Source organism: Listeria monocytogenes ATCC 19117, from assembly GCF_000307025.1.
Taxonomy (GTDB): Bacteria; Bacillota; Bacilli; order Lactobacillales; family Listeriaceae; genus Listeria; species Listeria monocytogenes_B.
On the sequence record NC_018584.1, the window covers coordinates 179440 to 199497 of the forward strand.

The following is a 20058-nucleotide window of genomic DNA, read 5'->3' on the forward strand; positions in this document are numbered from 1 at the left end:
ATTATTTCGTTTAGCGCGAAAAATGATATAATGATACTAATTGTTTTATTTTTAAGGAGGGAATTGTGTTGCCTGAAGAGAAAAATACGTTTTATATTACCACACCAATCTATTATCCAAGCGGAAAAGCGCATATCGGCCATGCTTATACGACTGTTGCGGGGGACGCGATGGCTCGTTATAAACGCTTAAAAGGATATGATGTGTTTTACTTAACTGGAACAGATGAGCACGGTCAAAAAATCCAAGCAAAAGCGAAAGAACGCGGAATTTCTGAACAAGAATACGTGGATGAAATCGCAGAAGGTTTCCAAGAACTTTGGAAAAAACTAGAAATTTCTAATACGGATTTTATTCGTACAACACAAGACCGTCATAAAACATCGGTTGAAAAAATCTTTGAACAACTTTTAGAACAAGGCGACATTTACTTAGGTGAATACGAAGGTTGGTACTCTGTTTCTGATGAAGAATACTTTACAGAAACACAGTTAGAAGAAGTATATAAAGATGAAAATGGTAAAGTAATCGGCGGAAAAGCCCCAAGTGGCAATGAAGTCGAACTAGTGAAAGAAGAATCCTACTTCTTCCGTATGAGCAAATATGCGGACCGTTTAGTAGAATATTATAATTCCCATCCAGAATTTATCCTTCCTGAATCTAGAAAAAATGAAATGATTAATAATTTCATCAAACCTGGTTTGGAAGATTTAGCTGTATCTAGAACAACTTTTGATTGGGGTATTAAAGTTCCTGGCAATCCAAAACACGTTGTTTATGTATGGATTGACGCGCTTTCTAACTATATTACTGCGCTTGGGTATAATACGGACAATGACACGAAATTCCAAAAATACTGGCCTGCTGATGTACAAATCGTTGGGAAAGAAATCGTTCGTTTCCACACGATTTATTGGCCAATTATGCTGATGGCACTAGACTTACCACTTCCAAAAATGGTGTTCGGCCACGGCTGGATTCTAATGAAAGATGGTAAAATGTCTAAATCCAAAGGGAATGTAGTAGATCCTTATATGCTGATTGACCGCTACGGCCTAGATGCGCTTCGTTATTACTTATTACGCGAAGTTCCATTTGGTTCAGATGGTTTATTTACACCGGAAGACTTTGTTGATCGTGTGAACTTTGATCTTGCCAACGATTTAGGAAACTTACTTAATCGTACAGTAGCAATGATTAATAAGTACTTTGATGGCGAAATTCCGGCTTATCAAGGCAATGTAACAGAATTCGATCAAACCTTAGTGGATTTCAAAAACAATGTGGTGAAGGAATATGAAGGTAGCATGGATCACATGCAATTCTCTGTAGCTTTAAACCAACTGTGGTCACTAATTTCTCGTACAAATAAATATATCGATGAAACCGCTCCATGGACACTTGCCAAAGACGAAGATAAACGCACAGAACTTGCGAGCGTAATGACTCATTTAGCAGAAAACTTACGTATTATCGCAGTACTTTTGCAACCATTCTTAACAAGAACTCCAGGCGAAATCTTCTTACAACTAGGTTTACAAGAAGAAAACTTGAAAAAATGGGATAGCATCTATGGATACGGTGAAATTCCAGCTGGCACAACAGTGGTGAAAAAAGGTACGCCAATTTTCCCAAGACTTGAGGCAGAAGTAGAAGTTACTTTTATCCAAGATGAAATGAAAGGCTCTGCGCCAGCTCCTGCCAAAGAAGCGGCGGAAGTTGAAGCACTTGAAACACCGCAAATCGGCATTGAAGATTTCGATAAAATCGATCTTCGTGTTGCAGAAGTAAAACAAGTAGATAAAGTGAAAAAAGCAGATAAACTTCTTTGTTTCCAATTAGACTTAGGGGAAGGAAAACTGCGCCAAGTACTTTCAGGCATTGCAGAATTCTATCAACCAGAAGAACTAATCGGCAAAAAAGTTATCGTCGTTTCTAACTTAAAACCTGTAAAACTTCGCGGACTAATGAGTGAAGGAATGATACTCTCAGGCGAAAAAGATGGTAAGCTAAGTGTAATCGAAGCAAGTAGCGCACTTCCAAATGGTGCAAAAGTAAAATAGTAAAAACGAGTCCTAATTCATTTGAGTTAGGGCTCCTTTTTTTCGCCTAAAAAAACTTTTAAAAAAAAGATTGCATATTGCAAACGATTACAATATAATGTAACTATACTTACTTAATTCATTGAACGAAGTAAGTGGTCGGACAGAAGTAAAGGAGCCTGAAAATGGATATCTTAAGAAAAGGGAATAAAGACTTAATTAAAGACATAAACCGCTACACCGTGCTGAATTTAATCCGTGAAAAAGGAGAAATCACGCGGACTGAGATAGCCAAAAAATGCGATTTTGGGATGTCTACATTAACGTATATTTTAGATGATTTACAGCAAGAAGGCATTATTTTGGAAGGTGCCGAAACATCATCTACTGGAGGCAGACGTGCCAAGTTAGTTAGATTTAATAAAGATTATGGATTTGTTGTTAGTGTCAAAGTTGAAGAGGAACAACTTCTTTTTGCGTTGACCGATTTAAATGCAGAAATCATGGAAAATACTTCTATACCATTTTCCTCAGAGAAAAAACCAGAAGAAGCGATTGAGTTAATTGCTAAAAATGTGAAAAAGATGTGTGAAAACAGAGATATGAACCATTTGCTAGGAGTTGGAATTGCGATTTCCGGCCTAGTTAATCGTAGAAAAGGAACAGTTATCCGCTCTACTATGTTAGGGTGGGAAAATGTCGCTTTAGAAGCAATGCTACATGCTTACTTCCCAGATATTCCAGTGTACGTAGATAAAAATATAAACTGCTACACACTCGCGGAACTATGGTTAGGTGAAGGAAAACAATCAAATAATTTTGCAACAGTTTCCGTTGGAGCTGGACTTGGTTTATCCGTTGTTATTAATCGTCAAATTTATTATGGTGCACAGGGTGGAGCCGGTGAATTTGGACATACAACGATTCAACCGGGCGGATACAAATGTCACTGTGGTCAAAAAGGATGCTTAGAAATGTACGCATCCGAATTTTATTTCCGAAATCGTGGCGAAGAATTAAAAGAAGCTTATCCAACATCAGAATTAAAGGATTTTCATTTTGATAAAGTAGCAAAAAGTGCTCGAGCTGGAGACGAAATGGCGACGGAACTTATGGGTAAAATGGGTGAATATTTAGGATACGGGATTCGAAATATTATTAATACCTTCAATCCGGAAAAAGTTATCATTGTCGGTGAAGGCTTGCACCATAGAGACTTATTCTTAACTAAAATTGATGAAATTGCTTCACAAAACTTTTTTTCAGGGGCTGGCTTTGAAACGGAAATTACTACAACTTCTTTAGAGGATCCTGCATGGTTACAAGGTGCGGCTTTACTAGTCATTCACCAATTATTCCAAGTGCCAATCTATGAAGAAGAACAAACGTTACTACGTTAAAAAGAACATAAACTATTTCAGGAGGTTATTTTTACATGGTTGGTATGACTAGAAAGAAAACACTCTTTTGGCTATGCATATTCTTGCTACCCAATTTACTAGGTTTTCTCATTTTTATTGCAATCCCAATCCTTGGCTCGCTTGGTATTAGTTTTACCGATTGGGACTTAGTGAGTACTATTCACTTTACTGGATTTGAAAATTACAAAAGGCTATTTAATGACCCAGAATTTTGGAAATCGTTTAGAAATACAATCACGTTCATCATCGGTTATTTGCCTAGTGTAATGATTCTTGGCCTAGCGTGTGCCTTGATGTTGAACCAAAAAATCAAACTAAGACCATTTTTCCGAGCAGTGTACTTCTTACCCGTAATCACTTCATGGGTAGCTGTTTCACTCGTTTGGAAATGGCTGTTCAATCCTTCATACGGTTTGATCAATTACTTCTTATCTTTAATTGGTATTGCAGGGCCCAACTGGTTAACAGATCCACAAACGGCGATGATTGCAGTTATTATTACTAGTGCGTGGAAAGATATTGGTTTCGTTATGGTACTATTCCTTGGTGGATTGCAAAATATTTCACCATCGTATTACGAAGCTGCCAATATGGACGGAGCATCAAAACTTCGCCAATTATTCTCTATTACTATCCCGCTTCTTACTCCTACTACATTCTTTGTGACGATAATTTCGCTTATCAACTCATTCCAGGTGTTTGACCAAGTGATGATTATGACAGAAGGTGGTCCAAGTGGAGCGACAATGACCCTAGTCCAAAATATTTACAACCATGCATTTAGATACTTCGAAATGGGCTATGCTTCCGCGATGAGTTGGATATTGTTTATTGTTATTTTCATCATTACAATTATTCAAAATAAACTTCAAAAAAGGTGGTCCAATTACTAATGAAAACAGAAAAAAGTGGTTCACCAAAATGGCAACTATTTAAAAATATTCTTACCTATACAATCATCTGTCTTGGTGGAATTATCATGCTTATGCCGTTTGTTTGGATGGTATCAACTGCATTCAAAACAGGCGCAGCGAACATGGTATTACCGCCGCAATTTATTCCTAAAGAACCGACAACTGCGAACTTCACTCAAGTATTTGAAATGTTCCCAATGTTGCGATTTTTAGTTAACTCCGTGGTCGTTGCAGTTGTAACGACACTTGGTCAAATGCTGTTTTGTTCAATGGCAGCGTATGCTTTTGCCAGAATTCCTTTCTGGGGTCGCGATAAATTATTTTTACTTTACTTAGCAACAATGATGGTGCCAGCTCAAGTTACAATGATTCCGCAGTTTATCTTGATGAAACAATTTGGCTGGTTGGATTCGTATGCTGGTTTGATTGTACCCGCACTATTCAGCGTTTTTGGGACATTCTTATTACGTCAAGCATTCATGGGAATTCCGAAAGAGCTAGAAGAAGCTGCATTCATGGACGGTGCCAATCATTTTACTATTTTCCGAAAAGTTATCTTACCACTTGCAAAACCTACTTTTGCGACACTCGGAATTTTAACTTTTATGCAATCTTGGAACAGTTATTTATGGCCATTAATCGTGACAAGTTCACAAGAAATGGCAACTTTACCTTTAGGATTATCTCTTTTACAAGGTAGATATGGAACGAATTATGGCTTAATGATGGCGGGTGTACTAATTAGTGTTATCCCGATTCTAGCAGTGTACCTTTTTGCTCAAAAATATTTCATCCAAGGAATGGCAATGAGCGGAATGAAAGAATAAAAAACCAACAAAAAAGGAGTGTTACAAATGAAAAAAGGTTTATTATTGTTAATGGTAGTTGTACTGTCTGTATTTGGTCTTTCGGCTTGCGGCGGTGGCAGTAGTAGTGGCGATAAAACAGAAATAACGTATTATCAATTCTCTGCACCAGCTGATGGAAAAGCACTTGATGAAATGGTAAAAGAATTTGAAAAGCAAAACCCGGATATTAAAGTAAACGTTCAAACAATCGCATTTAATGATTACTTCACGAAGCTGCAAACGCAAATCGCAGGTGGAGATGCTCCAGATGCTTTTGAACTTAACTACGAAACATTCATGCAATACGCCGAAAAAGGTGTTCTTGCAGATTTAACAAGCTATATCGAAAAAGATAAAGATTTTGATCCATCTACACTTAACAAACAAGCCTATGATGCTTTCAAATATGATGGTAAACAATACGGAATGGTAGAAAGTTTCTCCAACGTTGTAACAATTTACAATAAAGACCTTTTTGATAAAGCCGGCGTTGAATATCCGACAGCTGACTGGACTTGGAAAGACGAAGAAGCGGCAGCAAAAAAATTAACAGATGCTAAAAATAAAGTTTGGGGAACTTCCCAACCAGTAACAATGAACGAATTCTACAAAGTAGCAGCGCAAAATGGTGGTTCGATTTTCAACGAAGACTTAACGAAAACAACTATCAACAGTCCTGAAAATGTGGCAGCATTAACTCACTTAACAAATGAAGTAACAGATTCAAAAGTGGCGCCTTCACCAGCTGATTTATCTGGCCAATTACCAGAAGATTTATTTATGAATGGTCAAATCGCAATGCTTCACACCGGTATTTGGTTGTTCGATATGTTCCAAGATGCTCCGTTCAAATGGGATGTACAAGTAGAAGCAGGAAACACGCAAAAAGCAACTCACTTCTTCGCAAACGGCATTGGTGTTTCTAAAGACTCCGATAAAAAAGAAGCAGCTTTCAAATTCGCTTCCTTCATGAGCGCGAACGAAGAAGCAGCGAAAATCAGAATTGATAATAACTGGGAACTTCCAGCGACTGAAAACAAAGAGATTTTACAACCATATTTAGATGCAACTCCTCCAGATAACAGAGAAGCAGTATTCGAATCTCTACAATATATGGTATTACCTCCAGTTGTAAAAGATTGGAACAAAATCAGTGATTATACAAACTCTGAATTCGAAAAAGTATTAAATGGCGATTCTACTCCAGAAAAAGCACTGAAAAACAGCGAAGACAACATCAACAAAACAATGGGATTTAAATAAGTAAAACGAGTGGCAGGGACGTTTGTAAGTATCTTTACAAATTAGACTGCCACTTTAGTATATCCAAGAAAGGAAATAGAACATGTCTAAATTCACAAAATTAATGCAGGGTTACTTGCATTTAATAGAAGGAAAAAACGAAAAAATCAAACCAATCCTGCTGGAAACAAAACCTAACTTTACAACTGATTCAGTCCTTGAAACCGCTTCTTGGCTATGGCTTAGCAGTAAAATCAATCATTATGATAGAGAAGAAGTAGAGCCAGTAATTGCATTTTTAGTTGAAAACTGGAATCGTCCTGAAAAGTCTATTTGGGGTTCAGCTGAAAATGATATTTATTTAGCAACTATTTCAAGTGTATACTCTGCATTATTAGATGTGAAAAACACTTTTCCAAAACCGGAGTTACAACAAACGATTACAATTATCCGCGACTATTGTTTTGATAATTTATTAAAAGGCGATAGCATTCTTACTGGTTTTAACACGCGGAAAGTGTCAACCGACCAGCTTTTATCCGTGCTTCCGTTTGGTCTATTTTCGCCTGAAGATCTTGTAATGGTGGCGGCTGTTGGCAAAATGGAACAACAATTAGTGCAAGATGATGGGGTATTGCCTTATTCAGGAGCACCAAGAGTTAATTCCTTTGCAACGGCTCTAATGGCGCTATATTTCTTAGAAAAAAGTGACCAAGATAAAGCTTTACACTATTTGAATATGGCAATGAAGATGGAAGATAATGACGAACTTGGCGCGATTTTTATTGAAATTAACCAAGCATTCCGGGCGATGGAAAGTGAAGTGACAGCGCATATTTCACACGATCCTTTTGGGCATGAAAATCGCTATGAGCAACAGTTAACTGAACGCACGCCACATTATCCCGAAACAGAAATGCATTTTTCGGCTGCGTGTGAAGTTATTTCTGAAGTCGAACCAATCCAAGTCGAACTCGTCTTAAAAGAGAAAGACTGGACCATTCTATGTGAGAAGAAAGAAAAAAATGATGTCCAAATCTGGGAAGCGCTCGTTCCACCGTTAGAAGAAGTTGGCGAGTATACGTATTATTTCCGGGCAACAATGAAAGACCAAACCACTTTGACATCAGATGATTATACAGTCGAACCAATTTGGAAACACTGGTCAGAGGAAGCGGCAGTTTGTGAAACAGAGCAAGGCTTAATGGTTTTATTTAAAGAAAATCCATCAAGTATCATCCCGGTCGAGTTCACCGCGAAATCAGATGAACTTGTAATCGGATTAAAACCTTCATTTGAAGCGAGCAATGTTAAAACAAAATCATCCGGCCAATTGAAAAAAGATGATTTAGAGATTATCGTTTCAAACAATCCAGTGCGTCTCGAAGTACATTTTAAAGGCAAATTAATTCTAGAATCGCATAAAATTTACCCAGCGTTACAGTGGTATACAGATAAGACTGGCGCAATCAACAAAGTGAAACTGCATTTAGATGCTCCGAAAGAAGAAGAGTATTACGGCTTCGGTGAACGATACAATGCATTAGGTCAGCGCGGGAATGTGCTTGATTGTTTTGTTTATAATCAATACCGTGATCAAGGAACAAGAACCTACATCCCGATGCCGTTTTATCATACGAATCGTGATTATAGTGTGTTCGTTGATACCGCTCGTTACACAAGTTTTGATTTAGGTAACCAACTAGCGGACAAGCATACAATTACAGTAGAAATAAATGGCTGTGACACAGATATTTGTCTTTTAATGGGAGATATTCGTAGTGCAGTAGCAAATTATATGAAGAAAACTGGGAAACCGGCGATGGTGCCAGTTTGGGCGCTTGGGCCGTGGATGTCTAGTAACAACTGGGACCGTGAATCTGTCGTTCGAACAGAAGTGGAAACAACGCAAGAATTGCAAATCCCATCAACCGTTGTCGTGTTAGAACAATGGAGCGATGAAGCGACTTATTATATGTTCAATGACGCCGAATATGACGAAAAAGCCCCATTTGAAGCATATAATTACGATGAAATTAGATTCCCTTCATGGGGTAGATGGCCAGATCCAAAAGGGATGGTTGACTATATCCATGACAACAAAATGAAGTTAATTCTTTGGCAAATTCCGATTCAAAAATACTTAAATCGCCAACAACACCCACTAAAAGACCGCGAAGAAGCCTATATGATTGAAAAAGGCTATGTAGTGAAAAATCCGGATGGCTCGCCATACCGTATTCCAGAAAATTGGTTCACAGAAAGCTTGATTATGGATTTCTCCAATGAAGAAGGAAAAAAATGGTGGTTTGACAAACGACAATACTTGATTGATATTGGGGTCGATGGCTTTAAAACAGACGGCGGCGAATTCGTCTTTGGTGAAGGTTTGCAATTTGCTGATGGTAGACGTGGTGATGAAATGCGTAATCTTTATCCAAATGACTATGTGGAAGCTTACTACCAATTTGCACAACAAAATGATGGCATGACATTTAGTCGTGCTGGCTACACTGGCGCGCAAAACTTCCCGGCGCACTGGGCTGGAGACGAACGTTCCACTTTTGATGCATTTAGAAGATCGCTCATTGCTGGACTTTCCGCTGGATTTTCGGGAATTCCGTTTTGGAGTTTTGACTTTGCAGGTTTTAACGGCGATATTCCGACGGCTGAGCTATTCATTCGTTCTGCTGAAATGGCTACTTTCTGCCCGATTATGCAGTATCATGCTGAAAGTAAAGCGGAATTTAATCAAGACCGGACACCGTGGAATATTGCTTCACGAACTGGTGACGATTCAGTTATCCCAATTTACCGCCATTTTGCGAATGTTAGAATGAATATTTTACCTTATATTTATAATGAATCATTAAAATGTGTTGAAACTGGTTTGCCGATGATGCGTGCGCTTCTGCTGGACTATAAAGAAGATCCGCGTGTTTCTGATATGTATGACCAATACTTATTCGGAGAAGCAATGCTGATCGCACCAGTAATTGAAGACGGCGTGCGCTCCAGAGAAGTTTATCTGCCAGAAGGAACTTGGTATGATTTCTGGAATGGAACAAAAGTGAACGGACCAACTTTACGAAAATGCAAAGCGGATAAAGAAGAAATTCCAGTTTTCATTCGTGGTGGAAAAGCAGTGCTATGTAATGTGGACGCTACATTGAAACTCGGCTCATGGGTTGGCAACACAGTGGAAGAATACGATACACCACTACTTAAAATTTATGTGGACGGTGATTTCACAGAAGAAATGACGGATCACTTATCCGAAAAATGGCTAGTAAAAGTAACGGAAAATGCGGACGAAGTAGTTGTTTCTGTTCAAACAAACACACCGGCATATGAAGTTGAAGTAATCGGCACGACCAAAAAAGTACAAATAAAGAAAGGGAGATAATGATGGATGCTTCCACAAGTTTTGCGATTCTACCATCTAATGTAAAACAAAAAACAGCTTTCGAAAGAAAAGTAAATCAAGTGAAAACGGCTAGTTGGGCGAATAATTGCCTGACTGGCACACTTGATATCGGTCAGTTCAGTTGCTATTTTGTTAATGAAAAAATTGCTCGCGTGACGGTGAACCCATTTGGAGAAGTGGATTTAACGCCTTCGATTGCTGCGATTCACGATACGGAAAAACAAGCGGCTAAATTTACAGAAACAACGGACGGCTATGAGCTTCATTTTGCGGATAAAGAGATTATTATTTGTAAAAATCCTTTCCAAATTATTATGAAACAAGCTGGGAAGCGTATTTTCCAAACAGAAGGATTGGCAATTAATCGCTATAAAGAACACCAAATTTCGATTCAAAGCGAACCAGGAACCGCGATTTTTGGTTTAGGTGAAAAAACGGGTGCCTTGAATAAAGCCGGTTCCATTATTAGTATGTGGAACACGGATGTATACAGTCCACATAATAAAGATACAGTGGAGTTATACCAATCCATTCCTTTCATGATTGCGGATACTGCGGAAACAACCTATGGCTTATTTTATGATAATTCGCATCGTACAGAATTTGATTTCCAAAGTTTTGAAGAAATGTATACGATTTTAGCAGAAGGCGGACAAGCGAATTTATATGTTATTTTTGGTGAGGACACGAAAGAAGTTGTCGCGAATTACACTGATTTAACTGGTAAAACACCACTTCCACCAAAATGGTCATTAGGTTATCATCAATCAAGGTATAGCTACACCTCGGAAGAAGAAGTGGAACGGATTGCGAATACTTTTAAAGAAAAAGAGATTCCGCTTGACTGTGTATTCATGGATATACATTACATGGATGATTTCCGCGTATTCACTTTTAACCCGGATACTTTTCCAAATGGACCAGAATTGATTGCGCGTCTTCGGGAACAAAATATTGACGTTGTACCAATTGTCGATCCGGGAATTAAAAAAGATGTTGATTATTCTGTTTATCAAGAGGGGATCAAACATAATTATTTCTGCACTAAATTAGAAGGTTCGATTTATTATGGGGATGTTTGGCCGGGTGTCAGTGCTTTCCCTGATTTTCTAAGTACAACTGTTCAACATTGGTGGGGCGGTTTACACAAATTTTACACAGATTTAGGTATACGCGGGATTTGGAATGATATGAATGAGCCGTCTGTATTCAATGAAAGTAAAACGATGGATTTAGATGTTGTGCATAATCTGGACGGGAAAAATGTAACCCATAAAGAAGCGCATAATTTATATGGATTGTATATGAGTAAAGCTACTTTTGAAGGGTTAAAACGGCTTGTGCCAAATGAACGTCCATTTTCACTCACTCGTGCTGGTTATGCGGGTGTTCAGCGTTATTCGGCGGTTTGGACAGGAGATAATCGTAGTCACTGGGAGCATTTGGAGATGTCGCTGCCGATGATTATGAATTTAGGATTATCGGGCGTTGCGTTTACCGGTGCTGATGTTGGTGGATTTTCTTCAGATTGTACGAAAGAAATGTTGATTCGTTGGACGCAAGCTGGGGCCTTTTTACCATATTTCAGAAATCACTGTGTACAAGATAGTATTTATCAAGAGCCATGGGCGTTTGGCGCGGATGCAGAGAAAATTGTGAAACAATATATTGAATTGCGCTATGCCTTTTTACCGTATATTTATACAGAATTCCAAAAAACGGCAGAGAGTGGTTTACCGCTCGTTCGGCCGCTTTATATGGAGTTTAAAGATGAACGCGATTTAATTCAAGTGAATGATCAATTTATGCTAGGTGAAAATATCCTCGTTGCGCCAATCGTTCGTGAAGGCCAAGTGAAGCGTCTAGTTCGTTTGCCAAGAGGGCTTTGGTTTAATTATTGGACAAAAGAGCAGTTCGTGGGCGGCGACTATATTATCGCAGACGCGCCGATTGATACCATGCCAATTTACATTAAAGCGGGGACAATTCTGCCAGTTGGTAGCAGCGTTCAAAATACAAAAGAGACGCAAGATTTGACATTAGAAGTTTACTTAGATGGCGACGTAGCAAGCGGTTATGTGTATAATGATGATGGTAAAAGTTACCATTATGAAAGCGGCGCAGCATCCAAAACAACACTCACAGCTACTTTCAAAAATGGCGAAGTACTAATAAATGCTACCCATCAAGGTGAAGCAAACTTACAACATAAAGTAACTACTATACAAGTTTTTGGAGAAAAAACAGACAAAATTACAAGGGCGGGAATTTAATCTATGAAAGAAAAAGATTGGTGGAAAAAAAGCGTAGTGTACCAAATCTATCCAAAGAGTTTTAATGATTCAAATGGTGATGGAGTTGGTGATATTCAAGGAATTATCGAGAAATTAGATTATTTAAAAGAGCTAGGTGTGGACGTTATCTGGTTGTCCCCAGTATACGATTCGCCTCAAGATGACAATGGTTACGATATTCGCGATTATCAAAAAATTTACGAAGAGTATGGAGATATGGCGACTTTTGATCAATTACTTCAAGGTTTACACGACCGCGAAATGAAACTTGTAATGGATCTTGTTGTTAACCATACTTCTGATGAACACAAGTGGTTTGAGGAATCCAGAAAATCCAAAGACAACCCGTACAGAGATTACTATTTCTGGCGCGAGGAAAACGAAATCAATAACTGGGGCTCGATTTTCAGCGGTCCAGCATGGGAATTGGACGAAAAAACAGGTGAGTACTATTTACACCTGTTCTCCAAAAAACAGCCTGATTTAAACTGGGAAAACCCTAAATTACGCCAAGATGTATATAATATGATGAAATTCTGGCTAGATAAAGGCATTGATGGCTTCCGCATGGATGTAATTAATTTTATTTCCAAAAATACTGATTTCCCAGATGGTCCAGTACCAGATGGTCAAATTTATGGCGATGCTGGCAATGATTTTTGTAATGGACCGCGGATTCATGAGTTCTTGCAAGAAATGAACCAAGAAGTTACTTCTAAATACGATGTGATGACTGTTGGCGAAATGCCTGGTGCTAGTACAACCGACGCGCAAATTTACACGAATCCAGCAAATAATGAAGTCGATATGATTTTTACATTTGAACATATGAACTTAGATTCCGATGGCGACAATAAATGGGATCTAAAACCAATCTACTTACCAGATTTAAAAGAAAATATGTCTGAATGGCAAGTGGCGCTTCAAGAAAACGGTTGGAATAGCTTATATTGGAATAATCATGACCAACCGCGTATCGTTTCTCGTTTTGGGAATGACAATCGTTTCCGCGTTCGTTCAGCGAAAATGCTTGCAACTTGTTTGCATATGATGAAAGGAACGCCATATATTTATCAAGGTGAAGAAATTGGGATGACGAATGTTCATTTTGAAACGCTAGATGATTACCGTGATATCGAAACGCTAAACATGTACAAAGAGCGTAAGGAGCAAGGACACAGCCATGAAAGCATCATGCAGTCGATTTACACAAAAGGCCGTGACAATGCGAGAACGCCGTACCAGTGGGATAATAGCGAGAATGCTGGCTTCACAACCGGAACGCCTTGGCTTAAAGTCAACCCGCGCTATACAGAAATCAACAACGAAGAAGCGCTGAAAAACCCAGATTCCATTTTCTACTACTACCAAAATCTTATTAAGTTACGAAAAACGACTGAAATCATCACAACTGGTAATTATCGTTTGTTATTACCTAAAGATGAAGCGATTTTCGCATATGAACGCTACACAGAAAATGAAAAATTAGTGGTTTTATGTAATTTCACAGAAGAAGAACAAGTTATTTCTGATGAAAACATTTTGAACGAAATCCAAAAAGGTTCCGTGCTTGTAAACAATGTTCCTAATATTATAGAAGGAACTTTACGACCTTACGAAGCAATCGTTTATCAAATCAAGTAAATCTCAGGAAAGCCACCAATTGCTAGGTGGCTTTTTTTGTATGCATCAAAAATTATAGTATAATAGAAGGAAATGATTTTATTAGGAGGAATTCTCTTGCTATTTGATACGCATGTACACCTCAATGACGAGGCTTTTGATGATGATATAGAAGAAGTAATAAAACGCGCACAGGAAAACGATGTGACTCGCATGGCCGTGGTGGGCTTTAATAAAGAAACAATTGACCGAGCGCTTGAATTAGCCGAGAAATATGATTTTATCTCATTAATCGTCGGCTGGCATCCCACAGACGCTATTACCTTCACAGATGAAGATTTAGAATGGCTCCGCGATTTAGCACTTACACACCCGAAAGTAGTTGCTTTAGGCGAAATGGGCTTAGATTATCACTGGGATACTTCGCCAAAAGAAACGCAATTTGAGGTTTTTAGAAAACAAATCCGTTTAGCGAAAGAAGTGAATTTACCGATAGTTATTCACAACCGCGAAGCAACAGAAGATGTTGTTCGTATTTTGCAAGAAGAGCACGCTGAAGAAGTAGGTGGAATTATGCATTGCTTTGGTGAAACTGTCGAAGTAATGGAAGCATGTCTAGCGATGAATTTTTACATTTCATTCGGAGGAACAGTCACTTTTAAAAACGCAAAATTACCAAAAATTGCAGCTCAAGCTATACCAATTGACCGTTTATTAATTGAAACTGACGCGCCGTATCTCGCTCCAACCCCAAATCGCGGAAAAAGAAATGAACCCGGATACGTCAAGTTAGTTGCCGAAAAAATTGCAGAACTGAAAGAAATGAAATATAGTGAAATCGCTACGCACTCAACAGAAAACGCAAAAAAACTATTTAAAATAAAAGATTGATTGTAACACAATTGTAATATAAGGACCAGTCTGTAACCCAATCTTAAGCTTCACGGAGATAAAAATGATGACTGGGACAAAAACCCTTATTTTATGCCTACGACCAGAGATGTAGAAAAATGACACATTTCTGTTACATTTGACACTTTAAAAGAATAATATTTTTAAAAACGGCTCTATATCAACGTTTTTTGTTAAAGTTTGCGAAGGTGTGAACAATCTGTATAAAAAATTGACAGTTCTTCCCTCCCCTGTATATAATCACTAGCGAAGTAGAAAGGGGAGAAATACATGACCATGGAAAACAGCAGTAACGTAGCCCAATCATCAAAATGGAAATTACCAATCATGATTGCAGGATTTGTTATTGTAGTAGCATTGGTTTTTTATTTCGTTTTCGAAGGAACTAAAAACGATATCACTATAGTAAACGCTGGTGAAAAAATTGAATCAAGAACACATGCGAAAACTGTTTCAGAAGCATTAGACGAAGCAGGTATTAAAGTAAGTGAACGCGATGAAATTGCGCCAGGCAAAAATGCAGAAATCAAAGACGGCATGGAAATTAAATATTTGCCAGCTCGTCAAATTACAATAAATGATAATGGTACTAAAAAAGACGTTTGGAGCACAAAAGCAAACGTAGCAGACTTGCTTAAAGATGAAAATATTACAACTCGTCCGCAAGATGTATTAAACGTAGCATTAGATACTAAATTGAAAAATGGCCTTGAAGTTAACATTAATCGTGCCATTCAACTTTCCTTACAAAACGGAGCAAAAAAAGATACAGTATGGACAACAAAAACAAAAGTTAGTGATTTACTAGCTGAGAAAAATATTAAACTTGATCAAGATGACCGTGTGTCACCTGCAAAAGACAGTAACTTAAAAGAAAAAATGACTGTAGAAGTTACATATGTCAATTCAAAAGCAGAAAAGAAAAATGAACAAGTTAAATTCGAAACAGTATATAAAGAAGACGATAGCCTAAACAAAGGCGTTGAAAAAGTCGTTCAAGAAGGTAAAAACGGCGAAAAAGTTGTTGAGTATAAAGTAACATTTGAAAATGGCAAAGAGAAAAAACGTGATGTCATTAAAGAAAATGTCACTTCTAAAAAAACTGATAAAGTAGTTGTACGTGGCACGAAAGAAAAAGTGGTAGCAACACCAGTTTCTAACGTATCTACTCCAAGTACAACGTCATCATCATCATCATCAACTCCATCAGGTGGTAAAACATACAGAATGGAATCTACTGCATATTCAGGTGGCGGTACTACAGCTTATGGTATCAACCTAAGTGCCAACCCTGGACTAAAAGTAATTGCGGTTGATCCACGAATTATTCCACTTGGCTCTAAAGTTTGGGTTGAGGGATACGGAGAAGCAATCGCTGGAGATACTGGCGGCGCTATCAAAGGAAATATCGTTGACGTGTATTTCCCAAATGAAAGTCAGTGCTATTCATGGGGTAGAAGAATGGTGACTGTCAAAGTGTTAAACTAAATTCGTATAAAAACGAGGCTGACTCATAGGGCCTCGTTTTTTCTTTGTCCAAAATGTGGTATGATATATTTACTTATTTTATAAAAAAGGATGTAGTAATTATGAACGGGAAGCCTGTAATACATGAATTTATAGTCGTAGAAGGACGGGACGATACAACGGCAATTAATCGTTCAGTTATTGCTGATACCATTGAGACTAATGGATCTGCCCTTTCACAAGAAACAATAGAAAAGATTAGACATGCACAAGAACTTCGCGGCGTTATTATTTTTACAGATCCAGATTTTCCCGGTGAAAAAATCCGAAAACAAATTGACTCAGCGGTACCTGGCTGTAAACACGCTTTTATCAATCGCCAAGACGCTTTGCCAAAAGCAGGTCGTGGCCTTGGAGTGGAACATGCCAGTAGCGCTAATATTCGGGAAGCACTCGAAAACTTCCATACAAGTGGGACGCCTGCAGAAAAACAATTTATCTCCAAAGATATTCTTATTCATCTCGGTCTTCTTGGAGGAGCGGGAGCGAAAGAACGCCGAGAAAAAATCGGTAATATACTAAAAATTGGCTATACAAACGGAAAGCAACTGCAAACCAGACTAGAATCATTTGCAATCAGTGAAGACCAGTTAGTAGCCGCGTGCCAAAAGATTATGCAGGAGGAAGAAAATGAGTAAAGATATTGCAACTCCCGGAAGAACGACAGAAATCCTAAAGAAGTATGGTTTCTTATTTAAAAAAAGTCTGGGTCAAAACTTTTTAATCGACAGTAACATTTTGACGCGGATTACAGATACAGCCGAAATAACAAAAGAAACAAATGTCATCGAAATCGGACCAGGTATCGGCGCGCTAACAGAACAATTAGCAAAAACGGCGAACGAAGTAGTTGCTTTTGAAATTGATCAACGTTTACTGCCAATTCTTGACGATACGCTAAGTGCATACAATAATATCCAAGTGGTCCACGGAGACGTGCTAAAAGCAGATGTGGAGGAAGTTATCGCAGAGCAATTCGCGAAGCCAGATCTACCTCTGAAAATCGTAGCCAACCTTCCGTATTACGTAACTACACCGATTATTTTAAAATTACTCCATGACAATATTCCGGCAGATTCGATGACGTTTATGCTCCAAAAGGAAGTTGCGGACCGGATAAGCGCAGTTCCAAGCACGAAAAGCTACGGAAGCCTAACAATCGCTATCCAATTTTACATGGAAGCAGAACTAGCCTTTATCGTGCCAAAAACTGTCTTCATGCCGCAACCGAATGTTGATTCCGCAGTAATTCATCTGAAGCGTCGCAAAGAACCATTAGCTGAAGTAAACGACGAAGAATTTTTCTTTGAAGTAACAAGAGCTTCGTTTGCTCAGAGAAGAAAAACGCTTTGGAATAATTTAGCTTCAAAATTCCCGGCTTTAAAACCACGCAAAGACGAGTTGGTAGAAGGTCTAAATGCTATTGGGATAGACTTAATCCGTCGTGGAGAAACGTTGGATATTCCGGAATTTGCTAAATTAAGCAACTTTTTAGGTGATTTTTTAAAGGAAAAATAATTTTTTTCAAAAAAAGCGCTTTCTTAGTTGACAGTTAGCCCTTCCAACTGTTAAAATATTTGGTTATTGATTTCGGAGCCGAACTATGCTATAATGGATATTAGTGAGGTGGAAAATAAATGCCAAAAACCATTGCAAGCATTAAGACGAATTTAGATTCTAGATTAGGTAAAGCATTGACATTGAAAGCAAACGGTGGTCGTAAGAAAACGATTGAACGTTGCGGTATCCTAGCTGAAACATATCCATCCGTTTTCATTGTGGAGCTTGATCAAGATGAAAACAACTTTGAAAGAGTATCCTATAGTTACACGGATATCTTAACAGACGCAGTAGAACTTGTATTTACAGATGATAATAAAGAATTAGCTTTATAATAAAGCTGAAGTAGCCGAACCATATAGCGTGGTTCGGTTTTTGCTATACATAGAAGTTGTTTTGGGCCGCTAGCTACATATTTTTTCTTTCATATGATAGAATAGAAAAAGAGATTTTGAACGCGGAGGCCAAGAAAAATGAAAATAAGCATTACAGCACCAGCTAAAATTAATCTTTCACTTGATGCGCTGTACAAACGTGAGGACGGCTATCATGAAGTGGAAATGGTGATGACAACAATCGACCTTGCTGATAGATTATACTTAGAACGCTTAGACGAAGACAAAATTGTGCTGGATGTAAAGGCACACTTTATTCCAGAAGATCGTCGCAATTTAATTTATCAAGCAGCCCTCCTTTTAAAGAAGCGTTTTGACGTAAAGATGGGTGTGCGCATTACAATTGATAAGCACATTCCTGTTTCTGCGGGTCTTGCTGGTGGTAGTTCAGATGCAGCTGCAGCGCTCAAAGGATTAAATGTCATTTGGGAACTTGGTCTTTCAATAGAAGAATTAGCCGAAATTAGTTCGGAAATTGCTTCTGATATCGCTTTTTGCGTATACGGCGGAACAGCGCTAGCAACTGGGCGCGGGGAAAAGATTTCTGCGTTACCTAATATTCCTGGTTGTTGGATTGTGCTTGCTAAACCGAGCATTAGCGTGTCTACCCCGACTATCTATAAAGAACTTCAAGTAGATAACGTAGAACACCCAGACACACAAAAAATGATTGAATCCATTAAAAATGGCGATTTAGACGGGATATTTGCGTCTACAGGAAATGTATTAGAGTCTGTGACATTAGAAAAAAATCCGCAAGTTAAACGAATAAAAGATCGGATGTTAGCGTTTGGTGCTGAGGCGGCCCTAATGAGTGGTAGCGGTCCGACAGTGTTTGCGCTTATCAAACAGTACTCCAGAGCAAAACGTGTCTATAACGGCTTGCGTGGCTTTTGTGAGGAAGTTTATATGGTTAGACCATGGGGTGAAGGCGAGAACGATACAAATATAAATAATTAATGAATGAGAGGGGTCAAAGAAATGAAAATTATTTTTAATGCAGATGATTTTGGAATTAGCCCGGGAGCAGTTTATGGTATTTTAGAGTCTTATAAGCGAGGCGTTGTGAAATCTACCACGCTTCTTGCTAATAGCCCGGCATTTGATTTGGCAGTTGAAGTTGCGAAAGAAAACCCAGGTCTCGATATTGGTGCGCATTTGACCCTGACGTTCGGTTCTCCAGTCCTTCAAGGTTTAGAAACGCTAACGGATGATGATGGGCGTTTCCGCAGAAATTATACCTCACTTGAAAACGGCTTAGCTGATGTAGATATGAATGAGGTGGAGCGCGAGTTAACTGCACAAATCGAGAAAATTTTAGATGCAGGAATCACTATTTCTCATTTTGATACACATCATTCAATTGAGCCGCTAATTTATCCCGTACAACATAAACTTGCGGAAAAATACGGTGTGAGCATTCGACGTCATTCTGATGTTTCGGACTTCGGTGCTATAAAAACTCCTGACTTATTCGCTACGGAGTTTTATGCAGACGGTGTATCTTTTGAAACGATTAAAAAATTAGTACAAAAGCATATCGGAACGAATGATGTAGTCGAAGTGATGACTCATCCGGCATTTATTGATGAAACGTTGCGCGAAATATCTAGTTACGTAGAGCCGCGCATCAAAGAAGTTTCAATTCTAACTTCAAGAGAACTACAAGCATATTTAGGCCAACAAGAAGTAGAGATTATTAGTTTCCGCGATTTATAAGAGCATGGGCCTGTCAAAGGATGTTTATTTGGCAGGCTTTTCGTTAGGTTAAAATAATAAATGTTGTCAATTTTATAGAAAACGTTTTATAATAGAGAAAATACGGACAAAATACGTGAAATAGCTTTTTAATA

15 protein-coding genes are annotated in these 20058 nt (G+C 38.4%); all 15 read left to right on the forward strand.

Annotation, left to right across the window (positions count from 1 at the left end; genetic code table 11):
• Positions 1 to 62: 62 nt before the first annotated feature.
• Entirely contained in the window at positions 63 to 2063 is a 2001-nt protein-coding gene (gene metG / locus LMOATCC19117_RS00945) for a methionine--tRNA ligase (protein WP_255299922.1), read from the forward strand.
• A 164-nt stretch (positions 2064 to 2227) separates the two neighbouring features.
• Positions 2228 to 3442, forward strand: a complete 1215-nt coding sequence (locus tag LMOATCC19117_RS00950; RefSeq protein ID WP_003725496.1) for an ROK family transcriptional regulator — start codon at positions 2228 to 2230, stop codon at positions 3440 to 3442.
• Between the two features lie 35 nt (positions 3443 to 3477).
• Positions 3478 to 4356 carry a carbohydrate ABC transporter permease gene (locus LMOATCC19117_RS00955; protein WP_003722709.1) on the forward strand — a complete coding sequence of 293 codons (879 nt, stop codon included), beginning with the start codon at positions 3478 to 3480 and terminating at the stop codon, positions 4354 to 4356.
• Positions 4356 to 5204: a carbohydrate ABC transporter permease gene (locus tag LMOATCC19117_RS00960; protein ID WP_003728178.1), complete on the forward strand. Its 849-nt coding sequence runs from the start codon at positions 4356 to 4358 to the stop codon at positions 5202 to 5204. Before LMOATCC19117_RS00955 ends, LMOATCC19117_RS00960 begins: the two co-directional genes overlap by 1 nt.
• Before the next feature lie 27 nt (positions 5205 to 5231).
• A complete protein-coding gene (locus LMOATCC19117_RS00965) occupies positions 5232 to 6488 on the forward strand; it encodes an ABC transporter substrate-binding protein (RefSeq protein WP_003725498.1) in 1257 nt (418 codons plus the stop codon).
• Between the two features lie 82 nt (positions 6489 to 6570).
• On the forward strand, positions 6571 to 9873 hold the full coding sequence (locus LMOATCC19117_RS00970; RefSeq protein ID WP_003734707.1) for a TIM-barrel domain-containing protein: 3303 nt from the start codon (positions 6571 to 6573) through the stop codon (positions 9871 to 9873).
• 2 nt (positions 9874 to 9875) lie between these two features.
• Entirely contained in the window at positions 9876 to 12167 is a 2292-nt protein-coding gene (locus LMOATCC19117_RS00975) for a TIM-barrel domain-containing protein (RefSeq protein ID WP_003734708.1), read from the forward strand.
• A 3-nt stretch (positions 12168 to 12170) separates the two neighbouring features.
• Positions 12171 to 13832 carry a glycoside hydrolase family 13 protein gene (locus LMOATCC19117_RS00980; protein ID WP_003725501.1) on the forward strand — a complete coding sequence of 554 codons (1662 nt, stop codon included), beginning with the start codon at positions 12171 to 12173 and terminating at the stop codon, positions 13830 to 13832.
• Positions 13833 to 13928: 96 nt separating this feature from the next.
• Positions 13929 to 14702: a TatD family hydrolase gene (locus LMOATCC19117_RS00985; RefSeq protein ID WP_003740372.1), complete on the forward strand. Its 774-nt coding sequence runs from the start codon at positions 13929 to 13931 to the stop codon at positions 14700 to 14702.
• Positions 14703 to 14993: 291 nt separating this feature from the next.
• Positions 14994 to 16211, forward strand: coding sequence for a resuscitation-promoting factor (locus LMOATCC19117_RS00990; protein ID WP_003731189.1), 1218 nt, complete (start codon positions 14994 to 14996; stop codon positions 16209 to 16211).
• A gap of 101 nt (positions 16212 to 16312) precedes the next feature.
• On the forward strand, positions 16313 to 16888 hold the full coding sequence (gene rnmV / locus LMOATCC19117_RS00995; RefSeq protein WP_003725504.1) for a ribonuclease M5: 576 nt from the start codon (positions 16313 to 16315) through the stop codon (positions 16886 to 16888).
• Positions 16881 to 17768, forward strand: a complete 888-nt coding sequence (gene rsmA / locus LMOATCC19117_RS01000) for a 16S rRNA (adenine(1518)-N(6)/adenine(1519)-N(6))-dimethyltransferase RsmA (RefSeq protein ID WP_003731190.1) — start codon at positions 16881 to 16883, stop codon at positions 17766 to 17768. The genes rnmV and rsmA overlap by 8 nt, the downstream gene beginning before the upstream one ends.
• 119 nt (positions 17769 to 17887) lie before the next feature.
• On the forward strand, positions 17888 to 18145 hold the full coding sequence (gene veg, locus LMOATCC19117_RS01005) for a biofilm formation stimulator Veg (protein ID WP_003718261.1): 258 nt from the start codon (positions 17888 to 17890) through the stop codon (positions 18143 to 18145).
• A 138-nt stretch (positions 18146 to 18283) separates the two neighbouring features.
• Complete coding sequence (gene ispE, locus LMOATCC19117_RS01010; protein ID WP_014929009.1) at positions 18284 to 19165, forward strand: 4-(cytidine 5'-diphospho)-2-C-methyl-D-erythritol kinase; 882 nt, start codon at positions 18284 to 18286, stop codon at positions 19163 to 19165.
• A 21-nt stretch (positions 19166 to 19186) separates the two neighbouring features.
• Positions 19187 to 19924 carry a chitin disaccharide deacetylase gene (chbG, locus tag LMOATCC19117_RS01015; protein ID WP_003722720.1) on the forward strand — a complete coding sequence of 246 codons (738 nt, stop codon included), beginning with the start codon at positions 19187 to 19189 and terminating at the stop codon, positions 19922 to 19924.
• Positions 19925 to 20058 lie beyond the last annotated feature (134 nt).